This window comes from Corynebacterium sp. UMB10321, from assembly GCF_030228725.1.
GTDB classification, from domain to species: Bacteria; Actinomycetota; Actinomycetes; order Mycobacteriales; family Mycobacteriaceae; genus Corynebacterium; species Corynebacterium pseudogenitalium.
Genome location: NZ_JASOZC010000011.1, coordinates 51008 through 68709, shown reverse-complemented (window position 1 = coordinate 68709; position 17702 = coordinate 51008). Strand labels below are relative to the sequence as shown.

Annotated in this window: 15 protein-coding genes; 9 read left to right on the top strand and 6 right to left on the bottom strand. The window is 65.1% G+C overall.

Features of this window, described 5'->3' with window-relative positions; all coding sequences use genetic code 11:
• Window positions 1-8: 8 nt before the first annotated feature.
• From QP752_RS09845 to QP752_RS09830, 4 genes are read right to left on the bottom strand one after another with little or no spacing between them, the layout of a single operon-like run.
• Entirely contained in the window at window positions 9-1139 is a 1131-nt protein-coding gene (locus QP752_RS09845) for a phosphotransferase (RefSeq protein WP_256000936.1), read from the bottom strand.
• A gap of 10 nt (window positions 1140-1149) precedes the next feature.
• Complete coding sequence (gene treS / locus QP752_RS09840; RefSeq protein ID WP_256000937.1) at window positions 1150-2859, bottom strand: maltose alpha-D-glucosyltransferase; 1710 nt, start codon at window positions 2857-2859, stop codon at window positions 1150-1152.
• Window positions 2860-2865: 6 nt separating this feature from the next.
• Window positions 2866-3987, bottom strand: coding sequence for a MalY/PatB family protein (locus QP752_RS09835; RefSeq protein WP_070478020.1), 1122 nt, complete (start codon window positions 3985-3987; stop codon window positions 2866-2868).
• A 52-nt stretch (window positions 3988-4039) separates the two neighbouring features.
• Window positions 4040-5902 carry an ABC transporter ATP-binding protein gene (locus QP752_RS09830; RefSeq protein ID WP_070478019.1) on the bottom strand — a complete coding sequence of 621 codons (1863 nt, stop codon included), beginning with the start codon at window positions 5900-5902 and terminating at the stop codon, window positions 4040-4042.
• A gap of 149 nt (window positions 5903-6051) precedes the next feature.
• On the opposite strand from QP752_RS09830, the gene QP752_RS09825 reads away from it, so the two are divergent.
• A complete protein-coding gene (locus QP752_RS09825; RefSeq protein WP_240492791.1) occupies window positions 6052-6522 on the top strand; it encodes a hypothetical protein in 471 nt (156 codons plus the stop codon).
• Window positions 6522-7079 carry an isopentenyl-diphosphate Delta-isomerase gene (gene idi, locus QP752_RS09820; protein WP_070478018.1) on the top strand — a complete coding sequence of 186 codons (558 nt, stop codon included), beginning with the start codon at window positions 6522-6524 and terminating at the stop codon, window positions 7077-7079. The genes QP752_RS09825 and idi overlap by 1 nt, the downstream gene beginning before the upstream one ends.
• Before the next feature lies 1 nt (window position 7080).
• Here idi and QP752_RS09815 read toward each other — a convergent pair whose 3' ends face one another.
• On the bottom strand, window positions 7081-8325 hold the full coding sequence (locus tag QP752_RS09815; RefSeq protein ID WP_070478017.1) for an alpha/beta fold hydrolase: 1245 nt from the start codon (window positions 8323-8325) through the stop codon (window positions 7081-7083).
• A gap of 107 nt (window positions 8326-8432) precedes the next feature.
• On the opposite strand from QP752_RS09815, the gene QP752_RS09810 reads away from it, so the two are divergent.
• The 4 genes from QP752_RS09810 to QP752_RS09795 are packed head-to-tail and all read left to right on the top strand — an operon-like array spanning window position 8433 to window position 11450.
• Complete coding sequence (locus QP752_RS09810) at window positions 8433-9173, top strand: class I SAM-dependent methyltransferase (RefSeq protein WP_070478016.1); 741 nt, start codon at window positions 8433-8435, stop codon at window positions 9171-9173.
• A 27-nt stretch (window positions 9174-9200) separates the two neighbouring features.
• Window positions 9201-11177 (top strand): M3 family metallopeptidase, encoded by a 1977-nt coding sequence (locus QP752_RS09805; protein ID WP_284805390.1) that lies wholly within the window; start codon window positions 9201-9203, stop codon window positions 11175-11177.
• Entirely contained in the window at window positions 11170-11298 is a 129-nt protein-coding gene (locus QP752_RS09800) for a hypothetical protein (protein WP_255364707.1), read from the top strand. The genes QP752_RS09805 and QP752_RS09800 overlap by 8 nt, the downstream gene beginning before the upstream one ends.
• 11 nt (window positions 11299-11309) lie before the next feature.
• Window positions 11310-11450 carry a hypothetical protein gene (locus QP752_RS09795; RefSeq protein WP_252931274.1) on the top strand — a complete coding sequence of 47 codons (141 nt, stop codon included), beginning with the start codon at window positions 11310-11312 and terminating at the stop codon, window positions 11448-11450.
• Window positions 11451-11454: 4 nt separating this feature from the next.
• Here QP752_RS09795 and malQ read toward each other — a convergent pair whose 3' ends face one another.
• Window positions 11455-13593 carry a 4-alpha-glucanotransferase gene (gene malQ, locus QP752_RS09790; protein WP_210385493.1) on the bottom strand — a complete coding sequence of 713 codons (2139 nt, stop codon included), beginning with the start codon at window positions 13591-13593 and terminating at the stop codon, window positions 11455-11457.
• 84 nt (window positions 13594-13677) lie between these two features.
• Between malQ and QP752_RS09785 the strand changes: the two genes are divergently transcribed.
• From QP752_RS09785 to hemW, 3 genes are all read left to right on the top strand, one after another.
• Complete coding sequence (locus QP752_RS09785; protein WP_284805389.1) at window positions 13678-15516, top strand: long-chain fatty acid--CoA ligase; 1839 nt, start codon at window positions 13678-13680, stop codon at window positions 15514-15516.
• 96 nt (window positions 15517-15612) lie between these two features.
• Complete coding sequence (locus QP752_RS09780) at window positions 15613-16281, top strand: hypothetical protein (RefSeq protein WP_083290858.1); 669 nt, start codon at window positions 15613-15615, stop codon at window positions 16279-16281.
• Between the two features lie 258 nt (window positions 16282-16539).
• Entirely contained in the window at window positions 16540-17691 is a 1152-nt protein-coding gene (gene hemW, locus QP752_RS09775; protein WP_284805388.1) for a radical SAM family heme chaperone HemW, read from the top strand.
• Window positions 17692-17702 lie beyond the last annotated feature (11 nt).

Below are 17702 nucleotides of genomic sequence, written 5' to 3'. Positions count from 1 at the left end.
TGAGACGTTTATACGAGTGTTTCGATCGCCCTCAACGGAATCTCCACCCAATCTGGGCGGTTGTTCGCCTCGTACACCACCTCGTACGCAGCCTTATCCACCACGTACGCTGCAAGAACAGGGTCCTCGCTCGCGGGGGCAGTGCCGTAACCCTCCAGCAGCTTTTCGACGTGCTCCCGCTCCCAGGCAGCGTCAAAGTTGCCCACAGCCGCGGCGTACCCGTAGGAGCGGATCATCCCAGCTACGTCCCGCAGCGGGTGATCCGGCAGACGGCGCTCCTGCAGCGGACGGGCTGGCTCGCCCTCGAAGTCGATGAGGAACCACTGGGAATCTGTCTTCAGCGTCTGTCCAAGGTGGAGGTCGCCGTGGACGCGCTGCGTGGTCAGGGGTGTCGTGGCGGTGGTGGCGGAGCTAGCGTCGAGAAGCGAGTAGAGCTTCAGGATGCGCTCGCGGTACTGCTCGAGCACCGGCGCGCGCTGGATGTAGGAGTCCAAGTGGTGCGTGAGCCGTGTGCGCAGGGACGACGGGCTGGCGGTCTCGGTGGGGAAGGCCTCGGCGAGCGCGGTGTGCACCTGGCGGATCGCCGTGCCGAGCGCCTTGGTGTCGCTGGTGTCGAGCGTGCCGCCTGTGGCGAGCACGAAGCCGTCGGTGCCGCCCACGATGCAGTCCTGCTGCATCGCAAGGGTCTGGCCGTCGCGGGTGGCGTAGCCGCGCACCGCGGCGACCGCGGGGCAGTCCGCGATCTGGCTCAGCAGCTCAACGTCTGGGTTCAGCCCGTCCTCGAGGCGGCGGAACACCTTGACGATGTGCTCGCCGACCACCAGTGAGGTGTTGGACTGCTCGGCACCGAGCGGGCGCGCGCCGGAGGAGTCGATGATGCCCTCTACCGCGCCAAACGTTGCGACGTTAGCCAGGTAGGCCTCGGCGCCTTCGGGAGTGTGCAGGACGTCGTGGGTACCGGTGGCGTCGACAAACACTTGGTAGTGGTCGACCGTGCCACCGTGGTGCACCGCGAGAATCTGCCAGGTGAAGTGCTCCCCGGTGGTGGGAGAGGTGACGTCTTCCGCGGCGACGACGTCGATGGCGTCGACCGGCTCGGACTTCGCGCCGTAGAAGCGCTGCGCAGCAATATCAATCATGTGACCAATGTTAGGAGATATCGAACCAGAAGAAGCCATGTGGCGCGAGTGTGCTCAGCCACGGCAGCTCACCGATGGCCGGGAACTCCTCGCCGCCGGTCAGCTCGCGGGGCACCACACCGTTGTAGTGCGACAAGTCCATCTCGACGGCCTGCGGGCGCGAAGACATGTTGTGCACGCACAGGATCCGCTCCCCCTCGTACTCGCGGATAAACGCCAACACCTGCGGGTTTGTGTGGTCAACCTCGATGTAGGAGCCTCGGCCGAACGCGCGGTACTGCTTGCGGATCATGATCATCTGGCGCACCCACTGCAGCAGCGAGTTTTCCAGCTTCATCTGGGATTCGACGTTGACAATGTCGTAGCCGTACTGGTCGTTGCGCACCGGCGGCAGGTAGAGCCGCTCCGGATCCGCCTTGGAAAAGCCGCCGTTGCGGTCGTTCGACCACTGCATCGGGGTGCGCACACCGTCGCGGTCAGGCAGCCAGATGTTGTCGCCCATCCCGATCTCGTCGCCGTAGTACAAAAACGGCGAACCGGGCAGGGACAGCAGCAGCGCGTGCGCCAGCTGCAGGCGCCCGCGGTGCCCACCCAGCAGCGGAGCAAGGCGCCTGCGGATGCCCACGTTGGCGCGCATCCGCGGCTCGAACGCGTAGTTCTGGTACATGAACTCGCGCTCCTGGTCCGTCACCATCTCGAGCGTGAGCTCGTCGTGGTTGCGCAGGAACATGCCCCACTGCGCGGATTCGGGAATCGGCGGCGTCTCGCGCAGGATATCGACGATCGGCTGCGCCAGCTCCTGGCGAATCCCCATGAAAATGCGCGGCATGACCGGGAAGTGGAACGCCATCTGGCACTCGTCACCCTCGCCCTCACCGAAGTAAGCGACGACCTCCTCCGGGAGCTGGTTCGCCTCCGCGAGCAGGAAGCGGCCCGGGTACTCCTCGTCGAACAACGCGCGGACCTTCTTAATGAACTCGTGCGTCTCCGGCAGGTTCTCCGAGGAGGTGCCCTCGCGCTCGAAGAGGTACGGGATGGCGTCGAGGCGGATGCCGTCCATCCCCAGGTCCAGCCAGAAGCGGATGACGTCCAAAATCTCCTGCTGGACCGCCGGGTTGTCGTAGTTCAGGTCCGGCTGGTGGGAGAAGAAGCGGTGCCAGAAGTACTGCTTGCGCACCGGGTCGAACGTCCAGTTGGACTCCTCGGTGTCAATGAAGATGATGCGGGTCCCGGCGTACTTCTCCGGGTCATCCGACCACACGTAGTAATCCCCGTACGGGCCCGACGGGTCGCGGCGAGACTCCTGGAACCAGGGGTGCTGGTCGGAAGTGTGGTTGATCGGAAAGTCTGTGATGATGCGGATCCCGCGGCGGTGGGCGGCGTCGATAAGGGAGACGAAGTCTTCCACCGTGCCGAACTCCGGCAGCACCTTGCGGAAATCCCGGATGTCGTAGCCGCCGTCCTTCAGCGGCGAGTCGTAGAACGGTGGGATCCAGAGGCAGTCGACGCCGAGCCACTGCAGGTAGTCCAGCTTGGACTCCAGGCCCTGGAGGGTGCCGGAGCCGGTGCCGTTCGGGTCGAAGAAAGCGCGGACCAGCACCTCGTAAAATACTGCGTCCTTGTACCACTCCGGGTCAGGGCGCTCCCACGGCTCGGCGGCCGGGGTGGGTGTGGAGAAGTCGGTGGCCTGCGGGGTAGGAAGTTTGTCGTTTTCGTTCATGCTTCCTCACAGTAGCTTGATTGCCTCAGCCATGCGCTGGACGGCTTCCTGCAGGATCTCGGGCGAGGTGGCGAAGTTGAGGCGCGCCTTGTGCGCGCCGCCGGGCCCGAAGCTGGTGCCCTCGTTGAGCGCCACGCCCGCGTGTTCCAAGAGCCATTCGGCCGGGGTCTCGGTGGTGAGCTTCGTGCCGGAAAAGTCCACCAACAGCAGGTAGGTCGCCTCCGGGACGGGGAAGGTGATGCCGGGGATCTGCTTCGGCAGCTCCTCGACGAGCCAGTCGCGGTTCGCCCGCAGCTGCTCTACCTGCTGGTCTAGGTACTCGGTGCCCTGCCCGTAGCAGGCCTCCGCAGCCACGATGCCCAGCGTGCCCGTGCCTTCCTTTGTGATGTTGGACAGCGCGTTCCAGGTAGCCACGTCCTCATCGTTGGAGAAGAGTATCTGCGCGCACTTCAGGCCTGCCACGTTCCAGGCCTTCGACGTCGCCGTGATCGTGATGCACACGTCCGGGTTGTGCTCGGCGGCGCACACGTGGCTGCCCTCGTAGACGATCGGGGCGTGGATCTCGTCAACGATGACGCGGCCCCCGTAGCGGCGCGCGATGTCGCAGATCGCGTCGAGCTCCTCGCGGCTGAAGATGTAGCCCCACGGGTTCATCGGGTTGGTCACGATAATGGAGCCGGCACCGTTGCGAAACGCCTCCTCGACCTCTGCCAGGTCCAGGCCGCCCTCGCTGCCGACGTCCACGCGATTGCGCCCCGCGGTTGAGGCGATCTCGAGGAAGGGGAAGTACGCCGGCACGGGCACGATGACGTCGCCTTCGGTGAAGTGCTCGATCGCAAGCAGCACGCCGCGCACCACGTCGGGGACAGTAAAGATGCGTGCAGGGTCCGGCCGCCAGCCGTAGCGCTGGGCGTAAAACTCGGAGACGTTCTTTGCCAGGCACTGCGCGCGCGGGGCGGGCGTGTAGCCGAGGCATTCGCGTTCGACGGCGTCGAGCACCGCCGCCTTCACAGGCGGGGCGGTGGGGAAGTCGCTTTCGGCGATAAACAGTGGCAGCACGTGCTCGTCGTGCACGGTCCACTTGCGGGTACGGCGGTCGCGGAGGGTGGAAAGGTCTGGGAACTTCATGTCCCACGACTGTAGTCAGGCCACCCTCACACGCCACAGGCCCGCGAGGTTGCTACTCCTCCTCGCTGTCGTCGGTGTGGAAGCCGAAGGCCTGTAACCTGGCACGATCCGCCGCCGAGGAGGACGCGGTGAGCCGCAGTAGCTCTGAATAAATACCGCCGGAGACCGCAAGCTCCGCAGGGGTGCCAATTTCGTCGATGCGGCCGTCGCGCAGGGTGATAATGGTATCGACATCCGCGATGGTGGATAGTCGGTGCGCGATCATGATGGTGGTGCGGTCCTCCATCAGCGCGTCGAGTCCTGCCTGCACGGCGCGCTCCGCCTTCGTGTCGAGGGCGGAGGTGGCTTCGTCGAGAATCAAGATCGGCGCGTCCTTCAACATCGCGCGCGCGACCGCGACGCGCTGGCGCTGCCCGCCGGACAGGCGCAGGCCACGCTCGCCGATGACGGTGTCGTAGCCTTCGGTGAACTTCATGATGAAGTCGTGCGCGTTGGCACGCTTAGCCACCGCGACCACCTCGTCCATCGTCGCGTCCGGCTTACCGTAGGCGATGTTCTCAAACACCGTGCCCGAGAACAGCGCCGCCTCCTGGAACACCACGCCCGTGGTCGCGCGCAGCTTTTCGACGCCCAGCTCCGCCAGATCCTGCCCGCACACCTTCAGGGTGCCTTCCTGGATAGGGTAGAGGCCCAACAGCAGGTTCACGATGGTGGACTTGCCACCGCCGGACTCTCCGACCAGGGCGACCTTCTCTCCAGCGTGGGCGCGAAAGCTCATGTCGTGGATGACGGGCTCGCCTGGCTCGTACTCGAAGGTGACTGAGTCGAACTCCACGACGGGCTCGTGGACTGGCAGCGGGCGGTGCTTTACAACGGTGAGCTCCGGCACACCTGAGGTCTGGGTCGCGGCGACGAGCTCGCGGTTCGCGGTGGGCTCCACCAGCTCGTCCATGACCTGGAAGTAGTCGCGGGAACCAGCGACGGCGCGCTGGGCACTGTCGACGATCCAGCTCAGCATCATCACCGGCTGACGGGCCATGGTGATCAGCTGGATGAGCATGACCATGTCGCCGATACTGAAGTGGCCCTGGATGGTGCGCACGAACAGGATCATGTAGATCCCCATGAAAATCAGCGACATCGCCAGCCCGCGCAGGGCGTCCATGGAGTGCCACCAGCGCGACTGCGGGCGGGTGATGCTCACCGTGTTGTTGTAGTGGTTGCCGAACTTGTCCAGCTCGCGGACCTCCGCCACGTATGACTTGGTCACCTTGACCTGGCCGACGACCTCCGCGAAGCGCCCGTTCGCTTCGTCGATCTGCGCGTTCTTCTCCGCCTCCCACTTCTGCCACCGCTTCGAGGTCAGCGCCGTCAGCCACGTGTAGATGGGGAAGAGCGCCAGCAGCAGCAGGGTCAGCGGCCAGTAGTAGAAGGACGTGATGATAAGGATGGCGATGATCTGGATGATCATCGGCAAGAAGTTGTTGGAGAAGGACTGGATGAACTGCGTCACCGTGGCAATCGAGCGGTCCAGCCGGGCGATGATGGTGCCGGTGACCTGGGTGTCGAAGTAGCGCTGCGGCAGCGACAGCAGCTTGGCGAAGTAGCGGGTGGACAGGATCTGTCGGATCCGCGCCGCCATGATGTCGCCGAGGTAGCCGGAGACGTTCTTCGCCAGCCCACTGAGCGAGGTCGCGATGAACAGCGCGAATGCGAGCCACAGCACGGTGCGCACTGGGTCGGCGGGCGCGTTGGCTGACTCGTTGATGGCGTCGACAATTGTGTCGGTGGCCTCGCGCACGATGAAGGGAGAAATCAGCCCGAGGCCTGCAACAACCGTCGAGATGATGACGATGGCGAGGTAGAATGGCCACAGGGCGGAAGCGCTTCGTAACACACGGGTGAGAGATTGCATAGGTGGCCCAGCGTAGCGCGGCCGGGTGAAACTCGTACAATAGTGACCAATTGTTTTCGCTTGAACCATATGAAAGGGCACCGATGCGCCACCACACACTGTCAGCTGCGGTCTTGCTGCTCGTTACTACTCTCACGCTGGGCGGGTGCGTGTCTGAGGATGACACCGCAACATCCACTGACATCGAGGTGACGACGCCCACTGGCGCCCCACAGCCGGAGTTCCACCAAGAGCAAGTGGACCCGGTGACCTCCACAGAGATCACCGGCGAGCGCGTCGATGACCCGAAGATGGAGCTGTCCTACAAGTGGCAGGGCAGCAGCTACGGCACCGGCGCCGGCAGCATCATCGTCGTGGCAGTGACGAACAAGAGCGACGTGCCAATGCCCGTTGACGTGCTCAAGCCGAAGCTGCGCTACAACACCGGCAACAACAAGTTTGTCGACGCCAACCCGATCAGCGCCGAGCAGGCAGGGGTAGACATCCTCGGCGTGGACCGCCCGCTGGGTCCGGGGGCAACCACGAACGCGAAGTACGCCTTCGACGTGACCCCGGATGGCCTGTGGGATGCGGAGTTTACGATCGGCAACGTGAAGTTCAAGGGGAACCTGAATAACTAATGCGCGAAGAAGTAATCCTGCTGAGCGACGACGGGTCCCCGATCGGCTCCGCGGACAAGGCCGCAGTCCACACCGGGGAAACCCCGCTGCACCTGGCGTTTTCCTGCTGGCTGTTCAACGAGGACGGCCAGCTGCTGCTCACCCGGCGCGCGTTGGGGAAGAAGACGTGGCCCGGGGTGTGGACGAACTCCTTTTGCGGCCACCCCGGCCCCGGCGAGGACGTGCCGACGGCGATCCTGCGCCGCTCGGTCGAGGAACTGCGCTTGCCGGAGGGGGCTGTGCTGGACGTAAAGCCGGTGCTGCCGGAGTTCCGCTACCGTGCGGTGGATTCCTCCGGCATCGTCGAGTACGAAATCTGCCCGGTGTACTCCGCGCGCCTGGCGCCGGGCCACGAGGCTGTGGACCCGAACCCGGACGAGGTGGACTCGTTGCACTGGGCCGACCCCGCCGACGTTGTTCGCGCGGCAGACGCGACCCCGTTCGCGTTTTCGCCGTGGCTGGTCGAAGAGCTGGCGGATAAGCGGCTGCGCGCTGTACTGGAGCGCGCCGGGCGCTAGCCTACTGGTTGAACGCCTCCCGAACGCTGCGCAGCGGATCCTCCACGACGGTCGTGGTGTCCGCGCTGAGCGAGGCGCGCAGGACGTTTCGGCCCGGGCGGTAGGTGGGCCAGTCGGCCTGCCCGCTGCAGATGTAGCTGTAGACAAGCTGGCCGATGTGGGTCGTAGGCTCTCCGAAGAGCGTCTCGAGCTCGTAGCTGTGTCCAAGCGGGGTATCTGCGCAGAACTCGATCTGACGGATGTCTGCAGGGCCGTGCTCGCAGGCGTCGTCGACCCAGCGACGGATCAGTGCGTCCGATAGGAACCTGCCCGCGAGTTTGCCGGGGTCCGTGGTTCGTGCGGCCTCGATGTAGTTGCGCCGGGCCGCCGCGCTTTTGGCGCCGAAGAATCGGCCGAAGCAGCGGATGAACGTGGCACCAAAGGCGTTGAAGCCCTCGCCGGCCTGGTGGAACTCCTCGCGGGTGGAGGTGACCACGATTGGTACGTCGGCGAGCTCCGCAGGCTCGAAGGGTGCCGGGCCAAGGGCGATGTCGTGGAAGTACTGGGTGCGGAAGCGCTGGTAGGCGCGCTCAATGGCGTCCGGGCGGCGCTCGGCCAACCAGTTGAGGTCGAGGCGCGTCAGCGCCGTGCCGAGCGCCCCGCGCGCCGCCCACTTGCGCTGCGCAAAGGGCACGCGCGGAAACGCGGGGGACAGCGCCAGCACGCGCCGGAATGCTCCCTGGTAGTGGTCGCGGCGCGCCAGCCAGAGCGCCAGCGCCGCCCCCGCCGAATGCCCGACCAGCGTGACGTTGGTTGGGTCGCCGCCGAAGTGCTCGATGTTGCGCAGCACCCACCGCAGCGCCTCCTGGCAGTCCTCCACCGCGCGGAACGACGTGTCATTGGTGAAGGGGAGCAGTCCAGGGAATTTTCGACGGTACCCCACCCGCACCTGCACGACGCCTTGCTTCGCGAACGCCTCCGGCTGGGAGGTGGTCTCACAGTGGTTGCCTTCCTCGAAGCGGCCGCCGTGCAGATAGACCATCACCGGGTAGTCGTCGAGGGCCCGCGCCGTCGCCGGGGTGGTGATGCTCAGCCCGATGGTGTCTGGGTGCGGCGTGGTGGCGTCGATGAGATGACCCTCGGGGGCGGGGCGTGGCGGGTCGAAGGGGGCGTCGATACGCGAGTAGGGGATGGAGTGGAATTCGCGCATTGTGGCGGTGGCGGTGCCAGTGATCGCGCCGGCGGGGCAGGTGATGGTGACGTCCATGACAGGCCAGTCTAAACGCTTCCGCCAAGTTCCTCGACGAGCTGCCGAAGGTGACTTATGCTAGTGAGTGATTATTGTCTTTCTTCTGTAGGAATGAGTTGTCCCAAATGACAGATACCCAAGCACGCATCACCGAGTACTGGGCAGGCCGGGCTGAGGCATACCACCGCGAACACAGGACAGCAGAGCGCGCCAAGGCAGACCGCGCAGCGTGGACTGACATCTTCAAGCGCTACATGCCGCAGGACGCGGTTCGCGTGTTGGACATGGGCACGGGTGACGGCTACATTGCGCACATCATTGCGGAGCTCGGCTACGCGGTCGTCGGCGTGGATGCGTGCGAACCAATGCTCGATGAGGCCCGCGACGAAGCGGAGCTCCGCCAGGAGGAAGGCATCAACACCCCACTGTTTGCCGAGGTCGACGTGACGGACCTGCCCCCGTCCTTCTACGACTTCGACGTCGTTGTCAGCCGCTACCTGCTGTGGACGCTGCGCGAGCCGACGGAGGCGATCCGTGGCTGGGCCGAGGCGCTGAAGCCTGGCGGTCTGATCATCGCAGCGGACGCGACCTGGTTCCCGAACGGGATCTCGAAGGAAACGCAGGTCATCTCCGATAACGGCCCGGACTCTTTCGTGCTGACCTACACCGACGACGTACTCGAGGAGCTGCCGTTGGCGACGGCCGACTCCCCGGAGGCATACGCAGAGGTCTTCCGCGCCGCTGGCCTGGAGGACGTCGAGGTCGTTGAGCTGCCGGAGATTACCAAGATCGACGAGGAGTTCGGCACGCCACAGGGACACGAATCGCGCCCGACCTTCCTGGTGATTGGTCGTAAGTCGGCCTAACTTGCGCTCCAAGTAGGATGGGGCGCTATGACTGACAATCCGTTGTTGCACCCGTCCGAACTGCCTTACGGGCTGCCTGATTTTCAGGCGATCCGTCTCGAGCATGTGCTGCCCGCCTTTGAGCGGGCGCTTGTGCTGCATGAAGAAGAAATCGCCCGCATCTGTACTGAGGAGACCCCGACGTGGGAGAACACCGTCGAGGCGCTGGAGCGCGCGGGCAGCGACTTAGAGCGAGTCTTGGCATGGTTTTTCAACCTGCAGGGCACCGACGGTTCGCCTGAGTTCGACGAGGTGGCGGACGCGATCGTGCCGCGCCTGTCTGCGCACACGGACGCGATCTACCAGAACCAAGAGCTTTATGGCCGCCTGCGTGTGGTGGAGGCCCCGGCGGACGAGGAGTCGCGCCGCCTCTACGACCTGCTGCTGCGCCGGTTCACCCGCCGTGGCGCGGAGCTCGACGAGGCAGGCAAACAGCGCCTGCGCGAGCTGAATCAGCGCCTCTCGGAGCTTTCCGAGCAGTTCGGCCGCAACCTACTCGCGGACACGACGAAGCTCGCGGTGCGCATGACCCGCGACGAGCTGGCGGGCTTGAGCGAGGAGCAGCTCGCCGCCTACCGCGACGCAGAGGACCCAGACAACCCAGACGCCTACGTCGTGCCGATCGAGCTGCCGACGACCCAGTCGCTGCAGGCCGAGCTCGAGTCCAGCAGCGCGCGCCACAAGCTGTTCGACGCCTCCCGCCAGCGCGGCCGTGACACCAACAGTGCGCTCGTGGTCGAGTCGGTGCGGCTGCGCCAGGAGCGCGCGAAGCTGCTCGGCTTCGACACGCATGCCGATTACGTCATCGCGGAGGAAACCGCGGGTAGCGCTGCCGCGGCCCGCAAGCTCATCAGTGACCTCGCGCCCGCGGCCGCGTCGAACGCCGCCGCGGAACGCAAGCTCGCAGGCGAGCTGGCAGGCATGGAGCTCGACGGCGCCGACTGGCCATACTGGGAAGCGCGCCGCAGGGAGGAGGCCTTCGCGGTGAACGACGCGGAGCTGCGCAAGTACTTCCCGCTGCAGCAGGTGCTGCGCGACGGCGTTTTCTACGCCGCGAACCTGCTCTACGGCATCACGGTTACCCAGCGCGAGGACCTGCACGGCTACCGCGACGACGTCCAGGTGTGGGAGGTCAAAGAGGAAGACGGCACCGGCATTGGCCTGCTGCTGACGGATTACAGGGCGCGGACGTCGAAACGCGGGGGAGCCTGGATGAGCTCCTTTGTGGACCAGTCGACGCTGACCGGCACGAAGCCAGTGGTGGTCAACGTGATGTCGCTGACCTCCGACCTGCTCACGATCGACGAGGTCACGACCGTGTTCCACGAGTTCGGTCACGCGCTGCACGGGCTGCTGTCCAACGTGCGCTACCCGACACTCTCCGGTACCAACGTGCCGCGCGACTGGGTGGAGTTCCCCTCCCAGATCAATGAGAACTATGCGTTCGCGCCGGAGATCATCCGCAACTACGCGCGCCACGTGGACACCGGCGAAGTCATCCCGGATGCGCTGCTGGAGGCCGTGCGCCAGTCCCGGACGTTCGGGCAGGGCTTCGCCACCGCAGAGTACCTGGCGGCTTGCGCGATTGACCTGGCCTGGCACTCGCTCGACGGCGAGGTGCCGGAGGATATCGATGCCTTCGAGCAGCGCGCACTCGAGAAGGTTGGCCTAGACGTCGAGGGTCTCGAGCCGCGCTACCGCTCAACGTGGTTTAACCACATCTTCGCGGGCGGGTACTCGGCGGGCTACTACTCCTACTTGTGGGCGGAGGCGTTGGACGCCGACGGCTACCAGTTCATTGAGGAATCCGGTATCAACCGGGACAGCGGCCAGCGGTTCCGGGACACGGTGCTCTCGGTTGGTGCCGCGCGCGACTACGCCGAGGCCTACCGCGCCTTCCGCGGCCGCGACAAGGACACGCGTGCTCTGCTGGTCCGCCGCGGGCTCGAGGGCAGCGATGTTTGATCTGTCGCCGTGGCTGCAGACGCCACTGATCCTGCTGGTGGCGCTGCCGCTCGCGGGGGTGGCGTCGTGGGCGATGCTGCGTTTGAGTGACTGGATCGCGTACAAAATTTCGAAGAAGTAAGGTGGTCAACTATGGCCAACCCTGAAGAACTCCGCAAGCGCGATCAGCAGCTGCCGAAGCAGAAACGCAAATACCCACAGTCCCGCGTTACACAGGCACTGTGGGTGATGATTGCGCTGGTCGTCGTCGCGGCCCTGGCCGGGCTGCTCTAGCGCGCTAGCGTTTCGACGCCTCCGCGACCCGACCGAACAGCTCGATACTCGGCAGGTCCTCGATGAGGACCGCCTTGCCGTTGTTGTCCGTCAGCGGGATGCACCAGTTGGAGTACTGCTCCGCGTTGGTACCCGGCTGGTTCTGGATGCGGGTATCGCCGACCATGTCCACCAGGTTCGTCACCGTCATCGCCGATGGGGTGGCGGCGATGAAGCGGGTAAGGCCGACGAGCAGGTCCTCCACGTCGACGTCGCGGGCGAACTCCTCGGCGCTCAGCTGCGTGAACTCGGTGTGCTCAAGGGAAGTGCCGTGGAAGTGGCCGTCCTCGCGCACGCGGTCAAGCACGCGGGCCTGCCACTGGTGGTCCTGCTCGTTGAGCTCCTCGAGCGGCTCCTCGATCAGGCCGAGCTCGTCGCGCAGGATGTTGTGCGCGAACCGCAGGTAGCCAGCGGTCGGCGGCAGGTCATGCGTGCCGACGGCCGACAACGCCAAGCGGCGGTAATCCCAGGTGTGGAGCGGGGAGCCGTCGTCGTACGACTCGAACCACAGCACCGTCGTGCCAAGGATGCCCTTGTCCTGCAGGACGTCCTGGACCCACGGCTCAAACGTGCCCAGGTCTTCGCCTACCACCACGGCGTTCGCACGCTGCGCCTCGAGCACCAGGGTGCCCACCATGGCCTCGTGGTCGTAATTCATGTAGGTGCCGAACATCGGGGAGACGTTTCGTGGCATCCAGAACAGGCGGAAGAGACCAAGGATGTGGTCGACGCGGATACCGCCGGAGTGGCGCAGCACGGTGCGCAGCAGCTCACGCCACGGCTCGTAGCCGGCCTCGGCGAGCGCCTGCGGGTGCCATGGCGGCTGCGACCAGTCCTGGCCCTGCTGGGAGTACTGGTCCGGCGGGGCACCGACGGACGCCTCGGGGACGAGCACGTTGGCAAGCGTGTTGGCGTCGGCACCATCGGGGTGGATACCCACGGCGAGGTCGGTCATGATGCCGACCTTCATGCCCGCTGCCAGCGCTTTGTCCTGGGCGCGGCGGCGCTGCTCGTCGGCGATGAACTGCAGCCACATGTAGAAGCGTGTGAGTTCCTCGAGTTCCTCGTCGAGCTCGTGGCGCGACGGCGCGGTCTCCATTGCCTCCACTGCGCACCAGCGGGCGAACTCCTCGAGGCCTTCGCCCTCGTCGAGGCAGAAGAGCTCGAAGTCGTGGGTGCGGCGCTCGTCGGCGCAGGCGATGAAGAACAGCTCGCGAAGTACGGCGAGCTTCGTCTCGAAGATTTCGTTGCGACGCAGCGGCTCCGCACTGCGGTTGAGTGCCTTCAGCGGAGCGACCATGCGCTCAATCTGGGCCTTCGCGTCCTTGTCCAGCTTGTAGTACTCATCAACCGCCTCGACAGAGATGTAGATCGGGTTGACGAAGCGGCGCGACGTCGGCAGGTACGGCGAGTCCTCCACCGGCGGGATTGGCTGTGCCGCGTGCACCGGGTTGATCAGCAGGTAATCAGCGCCCTGCTCAGCCAGCAGCACCGCGAGCGTGCCGAGATCCTCGAAGTCGCCGATGCCCCAGGACTGCTCGGAGCGCACCGAGTACAGCTGCGCCATCACACCGAAGACCGGGTTATCGATGTAGCGCTGGTTGCTCTCCAGACGCGCCGGGACCACCAGCAGCGGGCAGGAGTCCTTAAAGTTGTCGGACTCCAGGTGCAGCGTGTGGTAGCCCGGGGGCAGGTTGCCCGGCACGTGGAAGGTGGCCTCGCCCCAGACCACGCCGGCGACGTCGGCAGTTGGTGGCGCCCAGTTTTCGTCCTGGTAGGTCTCGCGCGGGGTGCCGTCCTCAAGCTGGATCCAGGTGTGGGCCGGGTGTCCGTCGTGCACGTGGACGTTGAAGTGGCGCTCCTGCCCGGCCGTGGCCACAACGCAGGGCGGCAGCGGGCGGGTTGCCCAGTACTGGTGCCTGGCGTGAATCAGGTGGTGCAGCTCCTCGTCGGAGGGGGCGTCGCTAATGTTGACGCCCAGGGCCTGCAGCAGGGAGATGAATGATTCCGGCGGCGGGGTGGTCATCGCACCGTTGGAAGCGCGGTAGCTCGTGCCGAACCCGTACGCGGAAGCTAATGAATGGAGCAGTTCTACGTTGGTCACATCAACCCATTGTGCCAAAGAACTGATGTTTTGCAGAGTGGAGCTCACGCAAAAGGTAGTTTCTGTCAGGTAACCTTGCCAACCATGGCTTCAGAAACGTACACAACTCCGCTCGGATTCAAGCTGAGTCCCACTGACACTTGCCTGTCGGCGCTCGTGGATATCTGCACGAAAAAGCCTCACATCGTGCTGTTTTCCCGCCCACGTAATTACGACTGGGTCAATGTGACCGCGGGGGAGTTCCTCGAAGAGGTCTACGAAACGGCCAAGGGGCTCATCGCAAACGGCGTCGAGCCGGGCGACCGCATCGCGGTGCTTTCCTCCACCCGTTATGAGTGGTCCCTCGTTGACTTCGCCATCTGGGCAGCCGGGGCGGTCAGCGTCCCGATCTACCCGTCGAGCTCCATGCACCAGATCCAGTGGATCCTCGAGGACTCCGGCGCCGAGATCGCCTTCACCGAGTCGCGCGACCACACCCAGCTGATGAGCGCCTTCCTCCTCCAGGAAGACGGCAAGCCGCGCCTGAAGGACTCGAGCTCGAAGCTGCGCAAGATCTACGAATTCAACGCCGCCGGGGTCGAAACCGTCAAGTTCGAGGGCAGGGATGTCGAGCAGTCGCTTGTCGACGCCCGCTCCGCCTCCCTCACCCACGACGACCTCGGGTCCATCGTGTACACCTCCGGTACCACCGGCCGCCCGAAGGGCGTGGCCTTAACCCACGGCAACTGGGCGCACCAGACCTGGGCGCTGATCAAGAACGACATCGGTGAGGTGGCCCGCCCCGGCAAGCGCGTCGTCACGTTCTTGCCGCTGGCGCACGTGCTGCAGCGCGCAGTCAGCCTCGCGCTGACGATGGCGGGCGCCACCCAGTCCCACTGGGCCGATACCCACACCCTGACCGTGGAGCTGCAGCGCGCCCAGCCGAACATGGTGCTTGGCGTGCCCCGAGTCTTCGAGAAGGTCCGCAATGCGGCCTATAACAAGGCCGCGGACGGCTCCGCCATCGGCAAGGCTGCGTTCCTTGAGGCGGAGAAGACCGCCATCGAGTACTCCAAGGCCATGGACACCCCCGAGGGGCCGAGCCGGATACTCAAGGCGAAGCGCCGCGTCTTCGATCGCGTCGTCTACTCCAAGATCAAGGAGGCCATCGGTGGCTCCGTGAAGTACGGCATCACCGGCGGCTCCGCCATGAGCGCCGACTTGCTGCACTTCTTCCGCGGCATCGGCATCCCAATCTACGAGGGCTACGGGCTCACCGAAACCTGCGCCGCATCCTGTGTCAATAACAAGAATGCCAACAAGATTGGCACCGTCGGGCGCCCGGTCAACGGCTACCAAGTCCGCACCAACGACGACGGCGAAATCGAGTTCAAGGGCCCCGGTGTCTTCGACCGCTACTGGAACAACAAAGCCGCCACCGAAGAAGCCTTCACCGAAGGCTGGTTCAACACCGGCGACCTCGGTGAGGTTGACGACGAAGGCTACGTGCGCATTACCGGCCGCAAGAAAGACCTCATCGTCACCGCCGGCGGCAAGAACATCTCACCGGGGCCGATGGAGGACATCATCCGCCAGGACCCGCTGATCTCCAACGCGCTCGTCGTCGGCGACGGCAAGCCGTTCGTCGGCGTGCTCGTGACTCTCGACGAGGAAGAGCTGCAGCGCTGGAAGTCCACCCACAACATCCCGGAGAACCGCAAGCTCAGCGACCTTGCCGGCGACCCCGTCCTGCGCGCAGAGGTGCAAGACGCCATCAACGTTGCCAACGGCACCGTTTCGCACGCCGAGGCGATCAAGAAGTTCCGCATCCTCGACCGCGACCTTAGCGAGCAGGAAAACGAGATGACGCCAACCCTCAAAGTGAAGCGCAACGTGGTGTTCGAGCGCTTCCGTGAGGACATCGACAAGCTCTACGAGCGCTAAGCCCCCGGCGCGCCTCGACCCGTGGGGCGCGCCCATGGCTTAACATTTCCATCGACTTTTGATCCGTACTTCCTGTGAGCCAGAAGGGGGCTATTCGTGCACAAAACTGCCGCGATGTTGCGCCACCGTGAACTGACACAGGAGATCTACAACATCGGCGACGAGGTCGCTGAATACACCGAACACCTCGCCGAAGCAGTCGCAGACTACGACGGCGAACTTACCGACGACTGCCTCGCCGAATTCGTCGAAATCGTCGACGACGCCCGCAACGACGCCCGCCGCATCGTCGGCGAACTCATCGGGCTTCGCCAGGCGTTGACCACCGGGATGCGCGCCGGGGTACTCTCCGCCTCCTACCGGCCGGAGGAAAAGATCCCCGAGCCCGAGCTTCTCGACGCCGCCGGCCTCGAAGACCTCTTTCCACTCCAAGCGCCGTTCTCCGTGCAGACCATGCAGGATGCGCTTGCCGGTCGCACCGACCTGACCGTGCAGCACCTCGGTGAGATCGTGCAGTACACGCTCGAGCAGACCGAGATGGTCGCCCGGGAACTGGGCGCCGTGAGCCTGCCGCACCTTTATGCACGGGTCGGGGAGCTGGTCGAGGCCGCCGTCGACGGCTGGATGGAAACCGTCTGCATCGACCACCCCGCGTTCGTGCGCACGATGCGCGGTGTCGCCCCGCCGCAGTTCCTCGAGGAGCGCGCCCGGGTGGATGCCATCGTGGCGAAGGTGGCCGCTAAGCGCCGTCGACGCGGGGCGTAGGTCTGTGGCATGAGGGGGTGCGCACCAAATTCCTTCATTTGAGGGCGGGGGTTTGCGTTTTCCCAGTTCGCCGCTGGCGAAAGTGGGAATTTGGTGCTTGTCCTCATGTAGCAGTGCCAAAGGACGCACTTCTTGTTGGGGAGGAGGCAAAAGCCCAGGTCGTGAAAAAGGGGTTGCGTCTTTTGGCACTGGCCGGTCAGGGAGCGCGCCTCGAACACAATTCGCAAACTCGGCCCCGGTCTGCTGCAATTGCGAGGTATGAACACAGCGCAGCAATCACAGCCCGACTTTGGCGTCTATATCCACGTGCCGTTTTGCGCAACGCGGTGTGGGTACTGTGACTTCAATACCTATACGCCGACGGAGGTGGAAAGCTCCCATCAGGAGTACCTCCACGCGCTGCAAAAGGAGCTGCGGCTGGCGGCGCAGCAGCCAGGCGTGGCTGAGGCGAGCACGGTGTTTATTGGGGGAGGGACGCCCTCGCTGTTGGGGGCGGATGGACTGGGCAGGGTGTTGTCGATGGTGCGGGACACCTTCGGCATCCAGGCGGGGGCGGAGGTGACGACGGAGTCGAACCCGGAGTCGACGGATCCGGCGTACTTCGCGGAGCTGCTGGAGCACGGCTTTACGAGGGTGTCGTTGGGGATGCAGTCGGCGTCGGCGTCGGTGCTTAAGGTGTTGGACCGGAAGCACACGCCGGGCAGGGCGGTCGCGGCGGCCAAGGAGGCCCTCGACGCCGGCTTCGAGCACGTGAATCTGGACATGATTTACGGCACGCCGACGGAAACGGACGACGACGTACGCCGCACCCTCGACGCCATCCTGTCGACGGGCGTCGACCATGTGAGCGCCTACTCGCTGATCGTGGAGGACGGCACCGCCATGGCGCGCAAGATCCGCCGCGGTGAGCTGCCCGCGCCGCAGGAGGATGTGTACGCGGACCGCTACGAGATGATCGCCGACACCTTGGAGGCGGCCGGGTTCGGCTGGTACGAGGTGTCCAACTGGGCGCGGCCAGGCGGGGAGTGCCAGCACAACCTGCTGTACTGGCGTGGCGCGCACTGGTGGGGCGCGGGCCCGGGGGCGCACTCGTTTATTGGGGACCGCCGGTTCTGGAACGTGAAGCGGCCGGAGCGCTACAACCAGTTGCTCGCCGACAGCACGCTGCCGATTGACAGTGGGGAGACGCTCACACCACAGGAGCAGCACGAGGAGCAGGTGATGCTGGGGCTGCGGCTGAAGGAGGGTGTGCCTCGGGGGCTGATTGGTGAGGGGGCGGAAGGGGTCGTCGAGAAGTATGTGGCGGCGGGCCTTTTGACTGCGGGCGAGCGCGTGGCCGTGACTGATGCTGGGCGCTTGCTGGCGGACGGGATCGTGACGGACATTTTGGCTGCCGAGGAGGCAGAGTAGTATGAGTTAGC